Below are 22,058 nucleotides of genomic sequence, written 5' to 3' on the forward strand. Positions count from 1 at the left end.
AGGCATTTCATTGCTGCAAAGATACAAAAAATAATAATACAACCCATTACCAGTGTCTCTTAATAAAAATTAATTAAGTTAGAATTCGAAATAAAGTTGCGAATTATTTTGTGAGAACAGAATAGGGTTCACGGATTTTTTTCGTACTTTTGCATCGTGGAATGGAAACTCATTCATATAGATGAGACTGACAGCACCAACCGATGGCTGCGTGAACAGGGACAGTCGGCAGTGGATGGTGAACAGCCAATTGCCGTATGGACCGACTATCAGACGGCAGGACGCGGCTGTGGTACCAACACCTGGGAGTCGGAACGCGGCAAGAACCTGCTGTTCTCGATGCTAATTCACCCCAAGTCGTTGCCCGCCGCCAAGCAGTTTCATATCTCAATGGCTATCTCGTTGGCCATCTGTCAGGTCCTCGACCAGCAGATAGGCGATGTCAGCATCAAGTGGCCCAACGATATCTATTGGCGCAACGGTAAGTTGGCGGGCATCCTAATAGAAAACCAACTCCAGGGGACTGTCATCCATGACAGCATCATTGGCGTTGGTCTGAATGTGAATCAGCGCCAGTTTCTGTCGAAAGCCCCCAATCCGGTGTCGCTCTTTCAGATTCATGGGCATGAGACCAGTCGTCAGCAGTTGTTGGAGGATATTCTGCAAGCCTTCGACCGCTTGTTGGGTCAAGACCTGAAGGCTGCCTATTGTGCCCGTCTCTATCGTCGCAAGGGCTTTCATCCCTATGCCGATGCGAATGGTCCTTTTATGGCCGAGATAACAGATGTTGAGGCGGATGGCCATCTTTGTCTGTGCGACGACAATGTACAGAAGCGGCGCTATGCGTTCAAGGAGGTGAGCTTCATTATATAGGTTGTTACGATCTCTCAGCAACGAAACAAAGTATAAACAAAATATTATTGATTATGGCAAGATTTAAAAGAATCCTCCTGAAGCTCTCGGGCGAGAGTCTGATGGGAAAGCAGGGCTTCGGTATCGACCCTGAGCGTCTGAGCGACTATGCTCAGCAGATTAAGGAAATAGCCGAGATGGGTGTGCAGATTGGCATCGTTATTGGTGGTGGCAACATCTTCCGTGGCCTCAGTGGCAGTCAGAAAGGCTTCGACCGCGTGAAGGGCGACCAGATGGGCATGTGTGCCACAGTCATCAACTCGCTGGCTCTCTCGTCGGCACTGGGTGCCATTGGCGTGAAGAACAAGGTGATGACTGCCATCCGCATGGAGCCAATCGGTGAGTTCTATACCAAGTGGAAGGCCATCGAGGCTATGGAGCAGGGACAGGTGTGCATCTTCTCTGCAGGCACAGGCTCTCCTTACTTCACCACCGACACCGGTTCATCGTTGCGCGGCATCGAGATTGAGGCTGATGTGATGTTGAAGGGTACTCGTGTGGATGGAATCTACACGGCCGACCCCGAGAAGGATCCCACGGCAACCAAGTTTAATGATATCACTTATAAGGAGGTGCTGGCACGCGGTCTGAAGGTGATGGATCTCACCGCCATCTGCATGTGTCAAGACAATAATTTGCCTATCTATGTGTTCAACATGGACATCGTGGGCAATCTGAAAAAGGTGATGGAAGGCGAGGAGATTGGCACCTTGGTGCACAACTAATCGTTGTTTACTCCTCAACGAAATCTACATATTCGCCCTCATCCTGGGCGAATATTTTTTTGCTTGTATTTTCTCTTTGATCAAAGATGGTGTGTCCGTCTTCGGTCCTTGTGGTGTAGGTCTTGTGCTGCTTAGCTTGCTCCTGATAGTTCTTCTGACTGCGCTCATTGCTGCCTTTGAAGTAGTCTTTTGCAAACTGCGGACCTTGTCGCTCTTGTTGCTGATAGTAGTATTTGTTGGACTTGCGCTGAAACTCCTCGTCGCTCATCTCTCCATGCATGTATCTGCGTACCATGCGTATGATTCTGCCAATATAGAACATCACCACCAGGAAAACCGAGGCGGCTGCAACGACAAGGGCGAGAAACAAAAATACGAAGAAATCCATGCGAAGTCTTTTTAGCGTTTATAGCAAAGGGCTGATAGGATGATATACCACAGAATGACCACAGCGATGCCTGCAATGCCAAGAGCGGCCAGCATCACGGCGCTGCTGATCACAAAGATATACTTCACCTCGTTGCCTTTCCATCCCCACGTCTTGAATTTCAGTGCAAACATGGGAACCTCTGACACGAGCAGATAGCTGAACACAAATACTAGTGCCAGCATACCATATATATATAATGGTGAAGAACTCAGCCAGTCGCCGCCACCTACTATCAGTGCACCCCAGAACAGGGCGTTGGCAGGTGTGGGCAGTCCGATGAATCCCATGGCCTGTCGCTCGTCAAGGTTGAACTTAGCCAGTCGTAATGCCGAGAAGGCAGCCATGATAAAGGCCAGGAAAGGCACCAGTGGGTGGTGGATATGCTGCTGACACAAGAAATCGAAGATGATGGCAGAGGGCGCAAAGCCAAAGGTGATATCGTCGGCCAACGAGTCCAGTTCCTTGCCAATGGGCGAGGACACGTGGAGCAGGCGAGCCGTCATGCCGTCGCAGAAGTCGAAGGCAGCACCAATCACGATGAATAGCAGTGCCAACTGATGTTCGCTCTGAAAGGCCCAATAGGTGGCGATGCAACCAGAAATCAGGTTGCAGCACGTGATGATGTTAGGTATGTGCTTCTTCATAGCAGTGCTTCTTTGAACAGCTTAGGGCAGTTTCGCAATGACGGTCAGGTCGCCCGTGGTGGGCTGTCCCATTTTGACGCAGGGCTGAGCGCCCAGTGGCAGATAGACATCCACGCGTGAGCCCAGCTTGATAAAGCCCAGGTGCTCGTCGATGTAGCAATCCTCTTCCTCTTTTGCGTAGGTCACAATGCGGCGGGCCATAGCGCCAGCCACCTGTCTCACCAGTATGTTTTCGCCGTTAGGCATCTCAATCATGGTGTCGGCATGCTCGTTTTCCAGACTAGCCTTGGGCAACCATGCACGATGATAGTTGCCGTCGAAGTGCTTCACGAACTTCACGCGGCCGTCAACAGGAAACCAGTTGGCATGTACATTCAGCGGACTCATGAAAATGCTAATCATCAGTCGCTTGTCGTGGAAATACTCGTCTTCATCTGTTTCTTCAATCACCACCACCTTACCGTCGGCAGGTGCTACCACCGTCTTCTCTGTGTCGCCATTGAAGTAGCGAATAGGACAGCGATAGAAGTTCAGCATCAGCAGCCAGGCCGTGCCGAAAATAGCGATGAATATGGCGAATGGTATAGGTGTGTCAAAAGAGCGCCAGAGGATCACTGCTACGGCAATGACGAAAAACAAACTATATAGAAGTTCGTCCGTTCCTTCACGGTGAATTCTGATCTTCTTGAGCTTCTTAATTCTTTCTCCCATGGTTAGTTTTAAAATTTACCCTGCAAAGGTAATGCTTTTCTGTCAATAAATCAAAGTTTTTATTGATTTCTTTGTCTTTTTGCTACTGAATAGACCTTTTTTCGCCACTTTGGCGCTCTCGCTTCGAACTTACTTAGCATTGGGAAGAAAAAAATAAATGGGTTTCGGAAAAAAAAGAAAATACTTTCTTTGTATTGCGCTCAAGTTTTCGTAACTTTGCCCTCATAATATTTTTAGTTATGGTAAAGCATATCATTCTTTGGACATTAAATCCCGAACTATCGGAAAGTGAAAAGCAAGAAATAAAGGCAGGTATCAAGGCCGGACTCGAAGGACTCATGGGCAAGGTGCCCGGACTTCTCGAAGTGAAAGTGCATATCGACGGACGTCTCGACTCGTCGAATGCCGACGTGATGCTCGACTCCACACTCGAGTCGGCCGAGGCGCTGAAAGGCTATGCCCAGCATCCTGAGCATGTGGCTGTGGCCAACAGCAAGGTTCGTCCCTATACTGTTAGTCGTACGTGTCTTGACTTCGAAATTTAAATCGGCGCATGGAAGACTTCATACACCTGCACGTACACACATATTATTCCATCCTTGACGGACAGTCAAAGATCAAGAACTTGGTGGACAAAGCCATCAAGGACGGCATGCGTGGCATGGCCATCACCGATCACGGCGACATGTTCGGCATCAAGGAGTTTCACGACATCGTGATGGGCGTGAACAAAGGCCGCAAGAAGGAGGGTCTCGATCCCTTTATCCCCATCTTCGGTTGCGAGATGTATGTGGCGAAGCATGGTCCTAAGGAGCAGAAGAATGGTCGTGAAGATCAGAGCGGTTATCACCTCATCGTACTGGCTAAGAACTATCAGGGCTATAAGAACCTGATCAAGCTGGTGTCAAACTCGTGGGTGGATGGCTACTACATGCGTCCGCGTACAGACCGTGCCGAGCTGGAGCGCTACCACGAGGGACTTATTGTTTGTTCGGCATGTATTGCCGGCGAGGTACCTCATAAGATTCTGGCTGGCGATATGGCTGGTGCACGCGAGGCGCTCGAATGGTATCATAATATCTTTGGCGACGACTATTACCTGGAACTTCAGCGCCACGAGGTGAAAGACCCTTCGCAGCGTGCCAACCGCGAGACCTTCCCACTGCAGCAGCAGGCCAACAAGGTGCTCATTGAGCTGGCCCGTGAGTATGGCATCAAGCTGATTTGTTCTAATGATGTTCACTTCGTGGACCAGGAGAATGCAGAGGCCCACGACCACCTGCTCTGTCTTTCCACGGGTAAGGATCTAGACGATCCCTCGCGTATGCTCTACTCCAAGCAGGAGTGGTTCAAGACTCAGGCCGAGATGAATGAAATCTTCAGCGATGTGCCCGAGGCTTTGAGCAACACACTCGAGATTCTCAATAAGTGCGAGATCTATTCCATCGACCACGACCCTATCATGCCATTCTATCCCATTCCCGAGAGCTTTGGTACTGAGGAAGCGTGGCGCGAGCGCATCACCGAGGAGATGCTCTACGAGGAGTTCACCCGTGACGAAAACGGACTGAACCCCATGTCGCGTGAGGATGGTGAGAAGAAAATCAAAAAGCTGGGAGGCTACGACAAACTCTATCGCATCAAGTTTGAGGCCGACTATCTGGCCGAGCTTGCCTATAAAGGCGGTAAGGAACGCTATCTGCCCAACGACGAGCTGGTGCTCGACAAGGTAGAGGTGGACACCGGCAATCCCCAATCACATTATACCATATTACACTCGTCGCTGCCTAAGGAGGTGGACGACCGCATCCGTTTTGAGCTGCACATCATGAAGACCATGGGTTTCCCGGGCTACTTCCTCATTGTGCAAGACTTTATCAACTCGGCGCGCGACGAACTCGACGTGTGGGTGGGCCCCGGACGTGGTTCGGCAGCCGGTTCGGTGGTGGCCTATTGTCTGGGTATCACCAAGATAGACCCACTAAAGTACGACCTGCTGTTCGAGCGTTTCCTGAATCCCGACCGTATCTCATTGCCTGATATCGATACCGACTTCGACGATGACGGTCGCGGTAAGGTGCTGAAGTGGGTGATGGACAAGTACGGACACGAGAACTGTGCGCACATCATCACCTATGCCTCGATGGCCACCAAGAACTCTATCAAGGACGTGGCACGTGTCGAGAAGTTGCCACTCAGCGTGTCGAATGCGCTGTGTAAGGCCATCCCCGACCGTCTGCCCGATGGGTTGAAGATGAACCTGAGCAACGCCATCAAGTGCGTTCCCGAGTTGCGCGATGCCGAAGCCTCTAGCGACCCTGTTCTGGCCAACACCATTAAGTATGCCAAGATGCTGGAGGGCACTGTGCGCGGTACGGGTATTCATGCCTGTGGCTTCATCATCTGCCGCGACCCTATCAGCGACTGGGTGCCAGTCTCTACGGCCGACGACCCCGACTTCAAGGATACCAAGACCAACTGTACGCAGTACGACGGCCACGTCATCGAGTCCACCGGACTCATCAAGATGGACTTTCTGGGCCTGAAAACGCTGTCCGAGCAGAAGGAGGCCTGCGCCATCATCAAGCAGACACGCGGCATCGATATCGACCTGGACCACATCCCCATTGACGACCCCAAGACCTACGAGCTCTATCAGCAAGGTCGCACCATCGGTACCTTCCAGTTTGAGTCGGCAGGTATGCAGAAGTATCTGCGCGAGCTCCATCCCACTGTGTTCGAGGACCTCATTGCCATGAACGCCCTCTACCGTCCGGGACCTATGGACTATATCCCTTCGTTCATTGCCCGTAAGAACGGACGTGAGGAGATTAAGTACGACATCCCCTGTATGGAGAAATACCTGAAGGATACCTATGGCATCACCGTCTATCAGGAGCAGGTGATGTTGCTCTCCCGTCAGTTGGCCGACTTCACCCGTGGTGAGAGTGACGCCCTGCGTAAGGCCATGGGTAAGAAGAAAAAGGATATCGTAGATGCCATGAAGCCTAAGTTCATCGAGGGCGGTAAGAAGAATGGTCACGATCCGAAGGTGCTCGACAAGATTTGGGCCGACTGGGAGAAGTTTGCTTCCTATGCGTTCAACAAGTCGCATGCTGCTTGCTACTCGTGGGTGGCCTATCAGACTGCCTACCTCAAGGCCAACTATCCTGCCGAGTTCATGGCAGCCATCATGAGTCGCCGTCGCGATCAGATCACTGAGATCACCAAACTGATGGATGAGTGCAAGCAGATGGGCATTGCCACGCTGGGTCCCGATGTGAACGAGTCCTATCAGAAGTTCGGTGTCAACCATAAGGGTGAGATTCGTTTTGGTCTGGCAGCCATCAAGGGTCTGGGCGACAATGCTGCCCTGGCCATCATTTCCGAGCGTGAGTCCAACGGCCCCTATAAGGACATCTTCGACTTTGCCCAGCGCATCAACTTCTCCAGTGTCAACCGTAAGGCTTTCGAGTCGTTGGCACTGAGTGGCGGTTTCGACAGCTTTGGCATCCGTCGTGAGATCTATTTTGCAGAGAACAACAAGGGCGAGCTGTTCCTCGACTCGCTGGTGCGCTATGGTCAGATGTATCAGCAGGCTAAAAACGAAGCGCAGAACTCGCTCTTCGGTGGCTTCGATGATATCGAGATAGCTACACCGCCCGTCCCAAAAACCGATGCTCGCTGGAGCGACATCGAGCGATTGAATAAAGAGCGCGACCTGGTGGGCATCTATCTCTCGGCCCATCCGCTCGACGAATATAAGATCATTCTCGATAACCTCTGCAACACCCGTTGCGAGGAACTGAAAGACCAGTCGCAGATGAACGACCGCGAGGATATTGTGCTGGGAGGCATTGTCACCAATGTGCGCTCCAGCTTCACCAAGACGGGCAAGCCCTGCGGTTTCGTCACGCTCGAAGACTTCAATGGATCTGGCGAGCTGGCTTTCTTTGGCGAGGACTGGGGCCGCTTCAATGGCTGGTTCACAGAGGGTGCAGCCGTCTATATCACAGGTAAGATGAAGGCGCGCTTCTACAATGAGAATCAGAAAGAACTGAAGGTGGGTAATGTGGAGTATCTGCAGACCATCAAGGAGAAGGCTATTGAGACCATCACCATCCAGCTCAACGTAGAACTGCTCAACGATCAGATCGTGACCGAGCTCAACGACCTGATCGACGAACATCCTGGCAGTACCAAACTGTTGTTCCTGCTGCGCGACACCACAGGCAAGCGCCACATGCTGCTGCGCTCGCAGAACAAAGCCATCGATGTGCGCCACACGCTCATAGACTATATCGAGCGCACCGAGGCGCTGGACTACACCATCAATTAGTCATTGGCATGATATTTGCACAGACTATTTATGAAATATCCTAGTATTAACAAATTAAAGTGAAAAGTTATGGAAGTACAAATCACAAGCGAGAATTTTAAGGAGCTGAAGAATGGCAACCTGCCACTCGTGCTCGATTTCTGGGCAACATGGTGTGGTCCTTGCCGTCTGGTAGGTCCTATCCTGTCTGAACTTGCAGAGAAATATGATGGTAAGATTGTTGTAGGTAAGTGTGATGTAGAGGAGAACGAAGAGCTCGCCATGGAGTTCGGCATCCGCAACATCCCTACCGTACTCTTCTTCAAGGGTGGCCAGCAGGTAGATAAGGTTGTTGGCGCCATGTCAAAGCAGGTATTCGACGAGAAGTTCCAGTCTTTGCTCTAAGCCCATGGCAACGATGGACGAAGAACTCCTCATGGACGAGGAGGAGAACCGCCGCGAGCTGGCGTTTATCCGCAAACAGGTGCCCGCTGATGTCAAAGAGAAGTATTCCGATGCCCAGATCCTCTGGATGATGGATACCATTGTTGACTACTATTTCTCTTCTGGCATCCTCGAAAGTGCCGACGAGGAAGTGGAAATCGACCTAGAGAAGGTTGCTGACTATGTCTGTCAGCAGGCTAAGAAGGAGAAACAGGGGGCGTTCGATCCCCAGGAAGTCTTCTTCATCGTTCAGGCCGACCTCGACTTTCAGGAGCAAAACTGCTGATAACAAACATAAAAAGTACACTGAGCATGCTCAGTGTACTTTTTTTATATGCTTTCTTTATCTTGTAAGTACTACTCTTGTACTTTTTTAATCTTGTAAGTACCACTCTTGTATTCCTTAGGCATAGTCTCTCCCGGCAGATAGACGGTGGCGGAAGCGCCTTTGGGGATGGTGAACTGCCAGGTCCACTGACCATCCTTGTCGTAGTGCCAGTGGCTCTTGATGAGGCCGGCAGCCGACTGGTATTGAGCATCGAGATGACCTAAACGTTTGTCGGGCACGGGGCGCATGATGATATGCTTGAAACCAGGCTGTGTGGGGTCGGCAGCAATGCCTGCCACGGTCTCCCAGATCCATTCGCACACAGCGCCATAGGCATAGTGATTGAACGAGTTCATACCGCGAGGTCCCATGCCCTTGTCTTTCATATAGCTGTTCCAGCGCTCCCACATGGTGGTGGCACCATTGTCTATACTGTAAAGCCAGCTGGGGTTCTTGCGCTGGAAAAGCAGGTCGTAGGCGATGTCGGCCATGCCGTTGTCAGTCAGTGTGCCCATGATGATAGAGGTGCCGAGGAAGCCCGTCTGCAGACAGCCGTCATGGTCCTTGAAGTTCTGACGCAGACGTGCCACCATCTGCTGCTTGGCTTGTCCATCCACCAGGTGGTTTTTCAGTGCAAAGAGGGCAGGGGTCTGCATGGTGTTCAGAATCTGTGTCTTGAAGGTACCGTCGGCATTGAGGAAGTGTTCCTTGGTGTAGGCCTTGGCACGAAGTGCCATCTCCTCGTAGGTCTTATAGTCGCGACCGGTGGCTTTTGCCATGTCGCGCATCATCTCGGCATCCATCTGCCAGTAGCAAGCACTGAGGTAGTTCCAGTATTCCACCGCCTCGGGCAGCGGACCATGGCTATCGAAGGCCGAACCACCGCAGCTCTCCAGTGGCTCATAGCTCAGCCAGTCGGCCCACTGGTAGTTGCCGTTTTGTCCAATCAGGTCCTGATGGCGATAGCAGGTGGCATTGACGCGATCGATGAAACGCTTCATAGACTCCCAGCTCTGGTTGATGATTTCGGTGTCGGCAAACTGTTTCCAGATGGTCCAGGGCACGATGATGCCAGCGTCGGTCCATCCCAGACGCATACACTCACCACCGTATTGTGCCACGGGAGCCACGCCCGGGTAACCGCCCAGCGCATCTTGCGAGTCGCTCATGTCACGCATCCATTTGTGGAAGAATTTCTTGGTGTCGGCAAAGAATGTGCCTGTCTCGGTAAACACCTGTGTGTCTGCCGTCCATCCCAGTCGCTCGTTGCGCTGAGGGCAGTCGGTAGGCACAGACAGGTAGTTGGAGCGCAGTCCCCACAGCGTGTTGGAGATCAGGCGGTTCACCAGTTCATGACCAGTGCTGATGGTGCCTATCTCAAGGTTTCTGTGGATAGAGGTGATGGGAACAGACTTCAGCGACTTGATACACACGGTGGCTGTGGCCGAGATAGAAACATAGCGATAGCCGAAAAAGGTGGCACGAGGCTGATAGGTCTCATACTGACCATTGCCGGCAAAGGTGTAGTCCAATCGGAAACAGTTGTCATGCGCACGCAGGTTCTCACGATGTACGCTACCCTCGGGCCCGTCCATGCCGCGACTGCGTGCACCGTTGCCGTCGTTCAGCAGTTCGCCCGGCAGACAGCTGAGGCGTGTGCCTGCAGCAGCCTTGAAGACAAAGGAAGGCACGGCGGCACAGTTCTGACCGAAGTCAACCACCAGTGTTTCGCCGGCATGCAGCGTTATCTCCTGTCCAGGCTTGAACGTGCGGTCTATGACCACCTTGCCAAACTCACCGTCGCGGGCACCGCTGACCTCTTTCCAGATGTAGGCTTGAACAGGTGGCAGTGCCAGGTCTTCGCGGGCATAGACCTCAGCACCGCAAGAGGGTAGGATATCGCCTCGGAACTCGGTGTTCTCCTCAGGTGTCGAGAAGGCCTCTGGCGTGCTGAAGCCCTGAGCGATACGTGCATCGTAGGCCTCGCCGTCGTAGATGCCAGCATGCGTCACCGGTCCGGCGATGCCAGCTTTCCAATCCTGGAGGTTGGTGCCATAGGTCTGCTTGCTGCCGTCGGCATACTCAATCACTAATACGCCACGGAAGGCACACTTATGTCCAATCATGCCATTGGTACCCCAGGGCGTGACAATCTTGTCGGCCCACCAGCCCGGGGTGACCTGTACCGAGAGCACATTGCGCTGTCCCGCTTTCTTGAGAAAGACGTCGGTCACGTCGTAGGTGAACGAACGCTTGGTCTTCTCGCGATGTGTGAAACCAGGGCGCAGCACCTCCTCACCAATGCGCTTGCCGTTGACAAAGAGTTCCGACACGCCCAGCGATGCCGTCATCCACGTGGCCTTGCGCACCTTCTGCTCGTTGTCAATGGTGCACATAAACCAGTTGGCACCGTCGGCAGCGCGGCTGCCGTCTCTCACTTCGCCCGTCACAACAGGGGCGTTCTTCACTGAAATCCACTTCGACTTTTTCCAAGCCGAGGTGCTGAGCGCTTCTACGCGCTTTCCTGAAACATGGTGGCCATTAGCCATACAACTACTACTGACAGTCATGCTCATCATGACCATTGCCAAGCACCACACATTAAAGGTGTTCTTTTTCATCTTGGTTGTTTTTAGTTTGGTTTTGTTGATTCGGTTTGTTTTGTTGACGATATGTCGTGGGAGATACTCCCATGATTTTTGAGAAAAGGCGGGAGAAGTATAGGCTGTCTTCGAACCCCAGCTTGTAGCATATCTGGTTGACGTGCAGGTCAGTGCCCTCCAGCAGCTGACAGGCATGTCTGATCTTGAGCCTGTTGAAATAGGCCAGCGGACTGACGCCCGTCTTCCTCTTGAACTGAGCCGAGAAATAGCTCATCGAGAAGCCCACGTAATGCGTGACGTCCTGCAGTGTGATGCGCCGCTCGATGTTCTCTTCCATATAGTGGATGGCAGCCTCGACGATGTCAACCAGTTGGGGCGCCCGTCGCCACTGTTGCAAGTAGCGCATGGAGGCCAGATAGTAGTGCAACAGGCTGGAGGCATAGCGCAGGTCTTCAATCTCGTTGCCTGCCCGCAGCGTGTTGAGAATCTCGTCGAAGATGTTGTTGCGCTCGCTGATGTGCGAGTTGATAGCCACACCGATGGTCTGCGGCTTCTGTGCCCCCTCGGCATAGATGGCAGCATGTGCCCCTTTGAAGTGCACCCAATAGATGGTCCAGCGCTGTCCTTCGCACGACCCGTAGGAGTGGGGTACACCGGCCGGGAGAATAAAATACTGATTGCGCTCTACTTGATATTCCTTGTCGCCTACGCGATACCACCCCTTGCCATCGACGCAGTAGATGAGCACATACTGGTCGATGCCATTCTTGCGGCTGCGATAATGATGCTCAGCCATGGGATAGAAACCGATGTCGGTGATATACAGACTGCTGACCAGCGGGTCGCGTTCCTCTATATCTACGATCATAGGTGGTAGTATGATTGATTGTTCCCCAAGGAATCCGTCTTTTAGTTTTGGCATGATATACTATTTAGCGCTACAAAGGTAGGCATTATTTCTTTATGTTGACATGCGTGTGCGGCTAATAACCATAAGAATTAGAGAAAAATACTACAATAATTGATAAACGTGTGCGTTATTGAAGTGAAATAGTCCATATAAAGAAGAGAAAAGTCTATAAACTGGAATGCGGAAAATAACTACCTTTGCACCGAAATTATAAACTAAATAACCAATAAACTATAAAAGCCTTATGCAAAATCACAGTAAAGGTTACATCTATTTCATCTGTATGGTGTCGGCCATGGGCGGTTTGCTCTTTGGCTACGACTGGGTGGTGATAGGTGGAGCCAAACCTTTCTACGAATTGTTTTTCTCGATTGCCGACAGTCCGTTGTATCAGGGCGTAGCCATGACATCGGCGCTGGTGGGCTGTCTGATGGGTGCCATGGTGGCAGGCGTTGCTGCCGACAGGTACGGACGCAAGCCGCTGCTGTTTACCTCGGCCGTACTGTTCACCGTGTCTGCCGTGGCCACAGGCGCATTCAGTGACTTTACCTTGTTTAATATAGCCCGCCTCGTAGGAGGCATGGGCATCGGTGTGGCATCGGCGCTGGCTCCCATGTATATCGCGGAAGTCAGCCCGGCACATATCCGAGGCCGCATGGTGAGTCTCAACCAGATGACCATCGTGCTGGGCATCCTCGCTGCACAGGTCGTCAACATGTTGTTGGCGCGCGACTCGGCCGTGGCCGACAATCTGTCATGGAACGTGGAGTGGGGCTGGCGCTGGATGTTCTGGGCCGAGACCATACCTGCAGCCCTGTTCCTGTTGCTGAGCTGCTTCATCCCCGAAAGTCCGGTGTATTTAGAATTGAAGAATGGAAGAATTGAAGAATTGAAGAGTGGAAGAATGGAAGGATTGAAATCTAAAGGAAAAAACTTCAATCCTTCAATCTTTCAACTTTTCAATTCTCCACAATACAGTAAGGTTCTGCTGCTTGGCCTGGTAATAGCTGTGTTCCAGCAGTGGTGCGGCACCAACGTGATCTTCAACTATGCACAAGAGATCTTCACCAGTGCCGGTTTCGATGTGGATGGCATGTTTATCAATATCGTCATTACCGGTGTGGCCAATGTGGTGTTCACCTTCGTAGCCCTCTACACCATCGAGAAGTGGGGACGTCGCACGCTGATGCTGATGGGTGCCAGCGGACTGGCCCTGATCTACCTCACGCTGGGCACCTGCTACTACTTCGAGGTGAAGGGCCTGGTCATGGTGGTGCTGGTGGTGGCAGCCATCTCGGTCTATGCCATGACCCTGGGCCCAGTGACGTGGACGCTGCTGGCCGAGATATTCCCCAATCGCATCCGTGGTCTGGCCATGTCCATCTGCACGTTTGCCCTGTGGGTGGGCTGTTGCACGCTGACGTTCTCGTTCCCCTCGATGAATGCCGCCCTGGGCAGCAGCGGTTCGTTCTGGATCTATGCCGTAATCTGTGCCGGCGCACTGGTGTTCCTGTATCGCCGTTGTCCTGAGACCAAGGGAAAGCAGCTGGCAGAAGAGTAATAGAAACATTCATAAAAACAACATAGCATATAACATAAAAAAATGGTAAAAGCCTGGAGAGAGATGGTGACGATACCTACCTACGAGGTGGGACGTCCCGACAAGAACCCCATGTTCCTGGAGAAACGCGTGTATCAGGGGTCCAGTGGTGTGGTCTATCCTTATCCTGTGATAGAGAGCATCAGCAATGAGAAGGTGGACAAGGAGTATAAGGCCGTCTATCTGGAGAACGAATATATCAAGGTGATGGTGCTGCCCGAGTTGGGCGGCAGGGTGCAGATGGCCTACGACAAGATAGCCCAGCGCCACTTTGTGTACTACAACCACGTCATCAAGCCTGCGCTGGTAGGTCTGGTAGGTCCCTGGATTTCGGGCGGTATAGAGTTCAACTGGCCCCAGCACCATCGTCCCACCACGTTTATGCCGGCCGACTGCACCATCGAGGAGCGCGAAGACGGTTCGGTATGTGTGTGGGTGAGCGAGATGGAGAAGATGTTCCACCAGAAGGGCATGGCCGGTTTTGTGCTGCGCCCGGGCTGTGCTTACCTGGAGATTCGCGGTGTGCTGTACAACCGCACCGACGTGCCACAAACCTTCCTCTGGTGGGCCAATCCCGCAGTAGAGGTGAACGACGCCTATCAGTCGGTGTTCCCACCCGACATCAATGCCGTGTTTGACCACGGAAAACGTGCCGTTTCATCGTTCCCCATCGCCACCGGCACCTATTATAAGATGGACTATTCGGCAGGTGTAGATATCTCCAACTATAAGAACATCTACGTGCCTACTTCGTATATGGGCGTGAACTCACGCTATAACTTCGAGGGCGGCTACGAGAATGACACCCACGCAGGCATGCTGCACGTGGCCAGTCATCACTTCTCGCCCGGAAAGAAACAGTGGACCTGGGGCAATGGCGACTTCGGACGCGCCTGGGACCGCAACCTCACCGACGATATCGCCGACGATAAAGGTGAGGACACTTCGTCTCTCTCACCTCTTACCTCTCACTTGAAACCGGGCTTCCGTCCCTATATCGAGTTGATGGCCGGCGTCTATACCGAGAACCAGCCCGACTTCTCGTGGCTCATGCCTTATGAGGAGAAGCAGTTTGTGCAGTACTTCATGCCCTACCGTGAGCTGGGCGTGGTGAAGGAAGCCTCTAAAGACCTCTTGGTGAATGTAGATCTGACCGAGGATGCCGAGGGTCAGCAGCGCACCATGATGAAGGTGTTTGCCACCTCGCGTCAGCAGGTGAGACTCGTGTTGGCAACAGATGCTGGCGAGGTGCTCTATGACGAGGAAAAAGAGCTCACACCCGAGGCCGTGCTGACCGAGACCTTCCCGCTGGCCGACCTGCAGACGCTGAACCTCAGCATCTACAAACGCATGTACAACAACACCGAACGCTGCGTGCTGCAATGGCATGCCGAGCCCGATGAGATCCGTCCCATACCCGACAGTGCCGAAGCAGCGCTGCTGCCCGAGCAGATCAAGACCAACGAGCAGTTGTACCTCACGGGTCTGCATCTGGAGCAGTATCGCCACGCCACGTGGAGTCCGCTGGACTACTACGAAGAGGCACTGCGACGCGATCCTAACGACATCCGCTGTCTCAACGCCATGGGACTGTGGTACATCCGTAAGGGACGCTTCGCACTGGCCGAGACCTATCTGCGCAAGGCCGTGAAACTGTCGCAGAAGCGCAATCCTAACCCCTACGACAGTGAGCCCATCTACAACCTGGCGCTGGCGCTGAAGTATCAGCAGCGCTACGATGAGGCCTACGAGCTCTTCTGGAAAGCCACATGGAGTAAGGCGTGGGCCGACGCAGGCTTCTTTGAGGCCGCCAAGATCAGTGCCCGACAGGGTCGCTATGATGAGGCCATCGACGAACTGGACCGTTCGCTGGTGTTCAACGCCCACAACCAGAAAGCGCTGGCACTGAAGGCTGCCGTGCTTCGCCGCATGGGCAAGGCCGACTGTGCCGAGCACGTGTGCGAGGCAGCGCTGAAGACCGACCTCTTCAACTATGGTTGTCGCTACGAGCAGTATCTCATCAGCAATAGTCAGGCTACGCTCGACGAACTGCAAGGACTGATGCAGGGACTGGCCAAGAACTACGACGAGCTGGCGCTCGACTATCAGGCTGCCGGTCTCGACGACGAGGCGATGGCCATCTGGCAACTGGCCATCGAGGCTAAGGCCGTCACACCGATGACCTATTATTATATGGGCTTTATCGCCGAACAGCAGCAGGCCGACGGCACCGCCTACTTCGAACAGGCCGAGAAGGTATGCCCCGACTATTGCTTCCCCAACCGACAGGAGGATGTTATCGTGCTGGAAGAGGCTAAGAAACATGGTTGTGCCTTGGCACCCTACTACCTGGGTTGCCTCTATTATGCAGCCCGTCAGTATGACCTGGCTGTGGAAAACTGGGAGATGGCCAGCCAGCGCAAGGCCGACTTCCCGACGGTGTGGCGCAATCTGGCTCTGGCTTACTTCAACAAGCAGCACCGCGAGGCCTTGGCGCTGGAGTGCATGGAGCGTGCCTTCCATCTCGACGAGAGCGATGCACGCGTGCTGATGGAACTGGATCAACTCTACAAGCGCCTGCATCGTCCGCACATAGAGCGCCTGCAGTTCTTGCAGCGCTATCCGCAGCTCATCGCCCAGCGCGACGACCTGGTGCTTGAGGAAATCACCCTGCTGAACCAGGTGGGCCGCTATGAGGAAGCCATGAAGAAGTTGGATGCCCACATCTTCCACCCATGGGAGGGCGGCGAAGGCAAGGTGCCTGCACAGTATCAGATATGTCGTGTGGAGCGGGCTAAGCAGTTGCTGAAGGCCGACCCGCAGTCGGCCGAAGCGAAGAAGTTGCTGGAGGAATGTCTGGTTTATCCTGCCCATCTGGGCGAGGGCAAGCTGTATGGCGCTCAGGACAATGACTTCCTCTACTTCCTGGGACGCTACGAGGAAGGCACCGCCGGCCCCACCGAGCCCGCTGCAGCGATGTATTATAATGATGCCAAGCCCGACAAGATATTCTATGCCGGTCTGTGCTATCGCCAGCTGGGACAGGAAGACAAGGCCCGCGGACTGTTTAACAAGTTGATCAACTATGGCAAACAGCACATCTTCGAGCATCAGGTGATGGACTATTTCGCCGTGTCGCTGCCAGACCTCTTGATATGGGAGGACTCGCTTGACTTAAAGAATCAGATACACTGTAAGTATATGCTGGCGCTGGGCTACTACGGACTGGGCGACAAAGCTCATGCCTTGCGCTATCTGGCTGAAGTGGAAGCCCTGGACAATAACCATCAGGGTATCCAGCAGTTCCGCTCGTTAATCAACCTATTATAATAATTGTATTCCGGAATAGGCAGTTGCTGTTTGTGTCACCACAAAGAGCGCTGCCTATTTTTGTAACCCCCTCCTCACCTCCCCGAGGGGAGGGATTGGTTCTTTTATGCTTTTGTTTGGGAAGAATGGAGGGCCTGTTCTTTCTCTTTTGAGAGGTAAGAGAAAGAGTTTAAAACACCAGTAGTTTTACTTTTGATTTTGTTCCAGCCCCTGGAATGGTCTATTCCAGCCCCTGGATGGGGTGGATCTAGCCCCTAGAATGAGCGCATCCAGCCCCTGGATAGCGAACTTCCAGGGGCTGGATGCGGATCAAAACTTACCGAATTAGAAGTCAATACTGCCACTCTTAGGAAATGAAACGGCTGCTTTTGCGATGCAAAACCATAGCTTTTATGGGGTTGGCTAGCTGCAGTTATGCTCTGAAACCTACGAAACAGGCTACTTGTTGCTTATTTGAAATTCTGCAGTTCGTAGAGTGCATCCAGCGCTTTGCCCGTCTCGTTGTCGAAGAGGCTGGCGTTATACCAATCTGTGTTCAGGTTGCCAGTGGCGCCCTTGGCATTGGCCTCGGCCCACCACCACGACAGACCATTCACCTGTGGATGATTCTTCAAAAGAGAAATCAAGTCTGTGGTGTATTTCTTCTGTCCTTCGTTGGAGTAGGGGTATGTGCTCCGCAAATCAGTTGTAGTACCCGGTACGACCCATTGCCATGGATAGCCGGTTTCCACTATCTGGATGTCTTTGCCATATTTCTTGTTTTCCAGCGTAGTAAGGGTGTTGTCTAATACAGACAGTGCCCCGTGGAAGTAGGGGTAGTAGCTCAGACCGATGATGTCGTAGTCAATCTCGGCATTCTTCATGCGGTCGAGGTAATCTGTCAAGATGGCGACCTTCGGCACGCGCTCGCTGTGAATGATGATCTTGGCCTGTGGGCACACCTCGCGACAAGCCTTGCCTGCCTGGCGCAACAGGTCGAAGAAGCGATTCCAGTTGGCGGCATCCGATGTGCTGTAGCACCTGTTGGCCGAGGTACCCTTGACACCCCATAACATGCCATAGCTAATCTCGTTGCCAGTCTGGATGAAGTCGGGGGCAGCACCATTGTCTTTCAGCTGTTGCAGACAGTCGCGGGTGTATTCGTAAAGCTTCGTCTTCAGCTGGTCGTTGTTGAGCGACTGCCAGTCTTGTGGTGTCCACTGTTTGCTGGGATCGGCATAAGTGTCGCTATAGTGGAAGTCGAGCATGAACAGCATGCCGGCATCCTTGATACGCTTGCCCAGCGCTGTCACGAAGTCGAGGTCCTGAACCACCTCTTTCTTGTTGACATCGTCGGTGATGGCCTGGCCTTTTACCGGGTCAACGAACAAGCGCACACGGATGGTGTTCCAACCTTGTTCCCTGACGAAAGACACCAGGTCGGTAATGGCATTGCCATTCTTGTCTTTGAACTGAGCCCCCTGCTCTTCGTATTTGGGTAGCAGGGATATGTCGCCACCAACGTACTTCAACGCTGGCACATGCATGGTGATGCTGTCTATGGTATTAGTCTGGATATTGCCATTCAGCGTGGAACCATTGTTGGAAAACGTCACCTGACTAGTTGTGCGCGTGTCGCCTTGAGTGCAGAGATAGAATGATTGTGCATGCGATAGACCGACACTCGCCATGATAAAAAATAGAAGGGTTAATTTGCGTAGATTCATTGTTAGTGTGTTTTAAGTGATTTTCTTCTGTTGGCAAAATTACTATTTTTTTCAATATTCGAACGTAAAATATTGTTCTATTTTAGTTAAAACTCCTAAATTCTTTGCGGATACTTAATTTTTTTTCTACTTTTGCAATAACCTAATGAGATCAACGATGAACTGGGAACTCATTTTTTACATATCACTCTTTGTTTATATCTTCGTCTATATCATGGGACGAAGGAACTTGATGCGCACCATTTGGAAGCGCAATCAGCAGTTGCGTATCGCACTCGACCGTGCAGAAGAATCCGACCGCATGAAGTCGGCCTTCATCCGCTCGATGAGTCATGAGATACGAACACCCCTCAATGCTATTAATGGTTTCTCGCAGGTGCTCTGTCTGAACGGCATGGACCTGAGCGAGCATGAGCGTATGGAGCTGGAACAGCGCATATCGACGAATGTGGAGATCATCACCGTGATCATCAACGAACTGCTGGAACTGGCTCACGGCGAGAGTATCGTGGTGGAACAGGAGCGCACGCCGATGCGCGTGAACGAGGTGTGCAAAAATGTGTTGAACCTGGCCAAGGCTTCCCAGCGTAAGGATCTGATGTTCTCGTTCGAGAGCGAGTTGCCCGACGACTACATCATCAATAGTAATCCGAACATCGTGACCGAGATATTGAATAAGGTGCTCAACAATGCCGTGAAGTTTACGGAGGAGGGTGGCATCACGTTGGGCTGCCGATTGCACGAGTTCAACCTCCAGATCACAGTCACCGACACGGGTATCGGCATACCAGTGGATAAGTTTGACGAGGTGTTCGAGAACTTCGTCAAGTTGAACGAATATAGCGAGGGCGTCGGACTGGGTCTGCCCATTAGTCGTCGTCTTGCCGAGGCGTTGCACGGTAAGTTGTATATCGACCGTACGTATTACGAGGGCACACGCTTTGTCCTGGAGCTGCCCATCAAACCATTGGAAGAGTAAACACACGTGAACATCGGCATGAGGCGATTGCATTTCACAGCACTATTGGGACTCACCATTTGTATGATGGTGGGTCTCATTTTGTATAATAGCTTCCACCCGGCCGATGAGCAGGCGCGGCACGCTTCACAGGCTCCTTCTGCGCACAAAATGATGGATAACTATCGTCACCAGATGGCTGCGCGATATGCCACGCTGACCACCGATGAGGCCGACCGCAGTGTGCTGGCGGCGATGACACTGGGCGAAAAGAAAGGGGTGAGCCGCGAACTGAGGCGGATCTACGCAGTGACGGGGGCTGCCCATGTGCTGGCGCTGAGCGGATTGCATCTCAGCATCATCTATATGTTGCTGATGAGGCTGACGCTGAACAGACAGCGGAGCATATTGGTGCAGACGCTGATCCTCTCGATGGTGTGGGGCTACACGCTGCTCACGGGCCTGGCCACGAGCACGGTGCGTTCTGCTATCATGCTGACCGTCTATTCGCTGCTGTCGCTGGGTGGGCGGCGCGGCCAACCGCTCAACGTGTTGGCACTGACGGCCCTGATCCTGATGTTGGCCGACCGTATGGTGGTGTATGACATCGGTTTCCAGTTGTCGTTTGCAGCGGTATTGTCTATCATCTTCATCACGTCTGTGGTCGATGAACTGGTGGATAAGAGCTGGATGATGGCGCATCCGCTTGTCAAATGGATGTGGGATTTGATGGTGGTGTCGGTAGCTGCGCAGATAGGCGTGGCGCCGCTGTTGGCCTATCATTTCGGTACGTTCTCCCCCTATTTCCTGTTGACCAACCTCATAGCTATTCCTTCGGTCACCGTCATCCTGTATCTGGCATTGATTTTCTGGGTGACACCCTTCGATGTGGTCGGTGAGCTGCTGGTGGGAGTGGTACATATATTAAATAAGGTACTTGCGCTGTTGGCACAAATACCTTATTCAGTGATTGACAATCTGCATCCTTCAGTGGTGCAGACCATACTTATCTATGTGGGCTTTGGATGCTGGTATGCAGCCGTCCTAAAGCTCTTACAGAAGTCTCAAAATATCGTTTAGGTTGGCAACGATCATCAGCAGGATGACAATGCCGAAACCTACATACTCTGCGCGTATCATGAAGGCCTCAGAGGGCTTGCGGTGTGTGATCATCTCGTAGATGAGGAACAGCACGTGACCACCGTCGAGGGCTGGGATAGGCAGGATGTTCATGAAGGCCAGGATGATGCTGAGGAAAGCCGTCATCAGCCAGAACTGATGCCAGTTCCAAGTGGCAGGGAACAGGTTGCCAATAGTGCCGAAGCCGCCGAGCGACTTGACGCCGTCAGAGGTGAAGACATACTTCAGGTCGTCCACATACGAGGCAAGCACGTTCCAACCGTACTTTATACCAGCGGGGAAGCTCTCAAAGAAGCTATACTCGGTGGTGACAGGCTCGTAGATAGCCTTTGGCGAGAAGCCAAGTTTCATCTCGGAATTCAATGTGGTGCTGGCGCGGTACGTGCGGCCCTGCTGACGATAGACGAGGGTGATAGCACGGGCAGCCAACTGCTCTTGTGGTGTCTGTGCGGCTTTGAACACATCGCTCATTCTGCCAATCTCATCTACAAACTGATTGTAGGAGTTGATGGCCTTGCCATTGATGCTCAGCAATACGGCACCTTTCTGAAGACCGGCGGCAGCAGCTGCTGTGTTGGGCAGTACGCTATCGACCACGGCAGGAAGATAGGCACGACAGAAGATGGGTGCCGACTGAATCATCTCTAGCAGGTTCAGGTCGCCAGGCAGAGTGACGGTGGCAGGCTGTCCTTGGCGCAGCACGTCCACCTGCTTTGCTTCTGAGATAGAGCGGAACAGGTCGCTGCCAAACTTCTCGAAGGGTTGGCCGTCTGCAGCCAGCAGGACGTCGCCATCCTTGAAGCCAAGCTCGTGGGCCTGCTTGTTGAACTCCATGCCTTGTGTCATCTCGCTGACGGGTACATACGACTCGCCCCAAGTGTAGAGCACCATAGAATAGATGAACAGCGCCAGGAGGAAGTTGACCAGCACACCGCCAATCATGATGAACAGGCGCTGCCATGCGGGCTTAGCGCGAAACTCCCAGGGCTGCACGGGCTGTTTCATCTGCTCGGTGTCGAAACTCTCGTCGATCATACCGGCAATCTTGCAGTAGCCTCCCAGGGGAAGCCAACCGATGCCGTACTCGGTGTCGCTCTTCTTAGGCTTAAACTTGAGAAGGGCACCTTTCCATTTGGCGATGCTGACGTCGAAAAAGAGGTAGAACTTCTCTACGCGTACGCCAAAGAGCTTAGAGAAGAAAAAGTGGCCTCCTTCGTGAAGGAGCACAAGCAGTCCGATGGCAAGCATGAACTGCAGGAGTTTTATGAGAAATACTTCCATGTTGTTCTTGTTGGGTGT

The 22,058-nt window shown here is 52.6% G+C and carries 17 protein-coding genes; 10 read left to right on the forward strand and 7 right to left on the reverse strand.

What is annotated here, in order from left to right; all coding sequences use genetic code 11:
* Positions 1 to 156 precede the first annotated feature (156 nt).
* Both T496_RS0100700 and pyrH read left to right on the forward strand, forming a co-directional pair.
* The gene (locus T496_RS0100700) at positions 157 to 873 is read left to right on the forward strand and encodes a biotin--[acetyl-CoA-carboxylase] ligase (protein WP_027449033.1); all 717 of its coding nucleotides are present in this window, start codon (positions 157 to 159) and stop codon (positions 871 to 873) included.
* A 53-nt stretch (positions 874 to 926) separates the two neighbouring features.
* Positions 927 to 1,637 (forward strand): UMP kinase, encoded by a 711-nt coding sequence (gene pyrH, locus T496_RS0100705; RefSeq protein WP_027449034.1) that lies wholly within the window; start codon positions 927 to 929, stop codon positions 1,635 to 1,637.
* A 7-nt stretch (positions 1,638 to 1,644) separates the two neighbouring features.
* Here the strand turns inward: pyrH and T496_RS13080 are convergent, their stop codons facing one another.
* Genes T496_RS13080 through T496_RS0100720 form a run of 3 tightly spaced genes read right to left on the reverse strand, consistent with a single transcriptional unit; the run spans position 1,645 to position 3,422 of the window.
* Positions 1,645 to 2,025 (reverse strand): DUF4834 family protein, encoded by a 381-nt coding sequence (locus tag T496_RS13080; RefSeq protein ID WP_044109398.1) that lies wholly within the window; start codon positions 2,023 to 2,025, stop codon positions 1,645 to 1,647.
* Between the two features lie 11 nt (positions 2,026 to 2,036).
* Positions 2,037 to 2,711 carry a CDP-alcohol phosphatidyltransferase family protein gene (locus T496_RS0100715; RefSeq protein ID WP_027449035.1) on the reverse strand — a complete coding sequence of 225 codons (675 nt, stop codon included), beginning with the start codon at positions 2,709 to 2,711 and terminating at the stop codon, positions 2,037 to 2,039.
* A gap of 21 nt (positions 2,712 to 2,732) precedes the next feature.
* On the reverse strand, positions 2,733 to 3,422 hold the full coding sequence (locus T496_RS0100720) for a phosphatidylserine decarboxylase family protein (protein ID WP_027449036.1): 690 nt from the start codon (positions 3,420 to 3,422) through the stop codon (positions 2,733 to 2,735).
* A 239-nt stretch (positions 3,423 to 3,661) separates the two neighbouring features.
* Between T496_RS0100720 and T496_RS0100725 the strand changes: the two genes are divergently transcribed.
* From T496_RS0100725 to T496_RS0100740, 4 genes are all read left to right on the forward strand, one after another.
* Complete coding sequence (locus tag T496_RS0100725) at positions 3,662 to 3,967, forward strand: Dabb family protein (protein ID WP_027449037.1); 306 nt, start codon at positions 3,662 to 3,664, stop codon at positions 3,965 to 3,967.
* Between the two features lie 8 nt (positions 3,968 to 3,975).
* Positions 3,976 to 7,761 (forward strand): DNA polymerase III subunit alpha, encoded by a 3,786-nt coding sequence (gene dnaE / locus T496_RS0100730; protein WP_027449038.1) that lies wholly within the window; start codon positions 3,976 to 3,978, stop codon positions 7,759 to 7,761.
* A 69-nt stretch (positions 7,762 to 7,830) separates the two neighbouring features.
* A complete protein-coding gene (trxA, locus tag T496_RS0100735) occupies positions 7,831 to 8,145 on the forward strand; it encodes a thioredoxin (RefSeq protein ID WP_027449039.1) in 315 nt (104 codons plus the stop codon).
* A 13-nt stretch (positions 8,146 to 8,158) separates the two neighbouring features.
* Positions 8,159 to 8,470 carry a hypothetical protein gene (locus T496_RS0100740; protein WP_027449040.1) on the forward strand — a complete coding sequence of 104 codons (312 nt, stop codon included), beginning with the start codon at positions 8,159 to 8,161 and terminating at the stop codon, positions 8,468 to 8,470.
* A 71-nt stretch (positions 8,471 to 8,541) separates the two neighbouring features.
* Here T496_RS0100740 and T496_RS0100745 read toward each other — a convergent pair whose 3' ends face one another.
* Together T496_RS0100745 and T496_RS13085 are read right to left on the reverse strand one after the other, a co-directional pair.
* Positions 8,542 to 11,097: a family 78 glycoside hydrolase catalytic domain gene (locus T496_RS0100745; RefSeq protein ID WP_394331331.1), complete on the reverse strand. Its 2,556-nt coding sequence runs from the start codon at positions 11,095 to 11,097 to the stop codon at positions 8,542 to 8,544.
* Between the two features lie 16 nt (positions 11,098 to 11,113).
* Positions 11,114 to 12,037: an AraC family transcriptional regulator gene (locus T496_RS13085; protein ID WP_044108969.1), complete on the reverse strand. Its 924-nt coding sequence runs from the start codon at positions 12,035 to 12,037 to the stop codon at positions 11,114 to 11,116.
* A gap of 232 nt (positions 12,038 to 12,269) precedes the next feature.
* Between T496_RS13085 and T496_RS0100755 the strand changes: the two genes are divergently transcribed.
* Both T496_RS0100755 and T496_RS0100760 read left to right on the forward strand, forming a co-directional pair.
* Positions 12,270 to 13,586 carry a sugar porter family MFS transporter gene (locus tag T496_RS0100755; protein ID WP_027449042.1) on the forward strand — a complete coding sequence of 439 codons (1,317 nt, stop codon included), beginning with the start codon at positions 12,270 to 12,272 and terminating at the stop codon, positions 13,584 to 13,586.
* Positions 13,587 to 13,628: 42 nt separating this feature from the next.
* A complete protein-coding gene (locus T496_RS0100760) occupies positions 13,629 to 16,955 on the forward strand; it encodes a DUF5107 domain-containing protein (protein WP_027449043.1) in 3,327 nt (1,108 codons plus the stop codon).
* Between the two features lie 449 nt (positions 16,956 to 17,404).
* Here the strand turns inward: T496_RS0100760 and T496_RS13090 are convergent, their stop codons facing one another.
* Positions 17,405 to 18,661 carry a glycosyl hydrolase 53 family protein gene (locus T496_RS13090; RefSeq protein WP_081783484.1) on the reverse strand — a complete coding sequence of 419 codons (1,257 nt, stop codon included), beginning with the start codon at positions 18,659 to 18,661 and terminating at the stop codon, positions 17,405 to 17,407.
* A gap of 145 nt (positions 18,662 to 18,806) precedes the next feature.
* Here T496_RS13090 and T496_RS0100770 point away from each other — a divergent pair, with 145 nt between their 5' ends.
* Positions 18,807 to 19,640, forward strand: coding sequence for a sensor histidine kinase (locus T496_RS0100770; RefSeq protein ID WP_081783485.1), 834 nt, complete (start codon positions 18,807 to 18,809; stop codon positions 19,638 to 19,640).
* Between the two features lie 18 nt (positions 19,641 to 19,658).
* Positions 19,659 to 20,699, forward strand: a complete 1,041-nt coding sequence (locus T496_RS13095; protein WP_081783486.1) for a ComEC/Rec2 family competence protein — start codon at positions 19,659 to 19,661, stop codon at positions 20,697 to 20,699.
* On the opposite strand, the gene rseP is transcribed toward T496_RS13095, so the two are convergent.
* Positions 20,673 to 22,040, reverse strand: a complete 1,368-nt coding sequence (rseP, locus tag T496_RS0100780; protein WP_027449045.1) for an RIP metalloprotease RseP — start codon at positions 22,038 to 22,040, stop codon at positions 20,673 to 20,675. The two genes, T496_RS13095 and rseP, sit on opposite strands and share 27 nt — an antisense overlap.
* Positions 22,041 to 22,058 lie beyond the last annotated feature (18 nt).

It is taken from the genome of Xylanibacter brevis P6B11, from assembly GCF_000621825.1.
Classification (GTDB): Bacteria; Bacteroidota; Bacteroidia; order Bacteroidales; family Bacteroidaceae; genus Prevotella; species Prevotella brevis.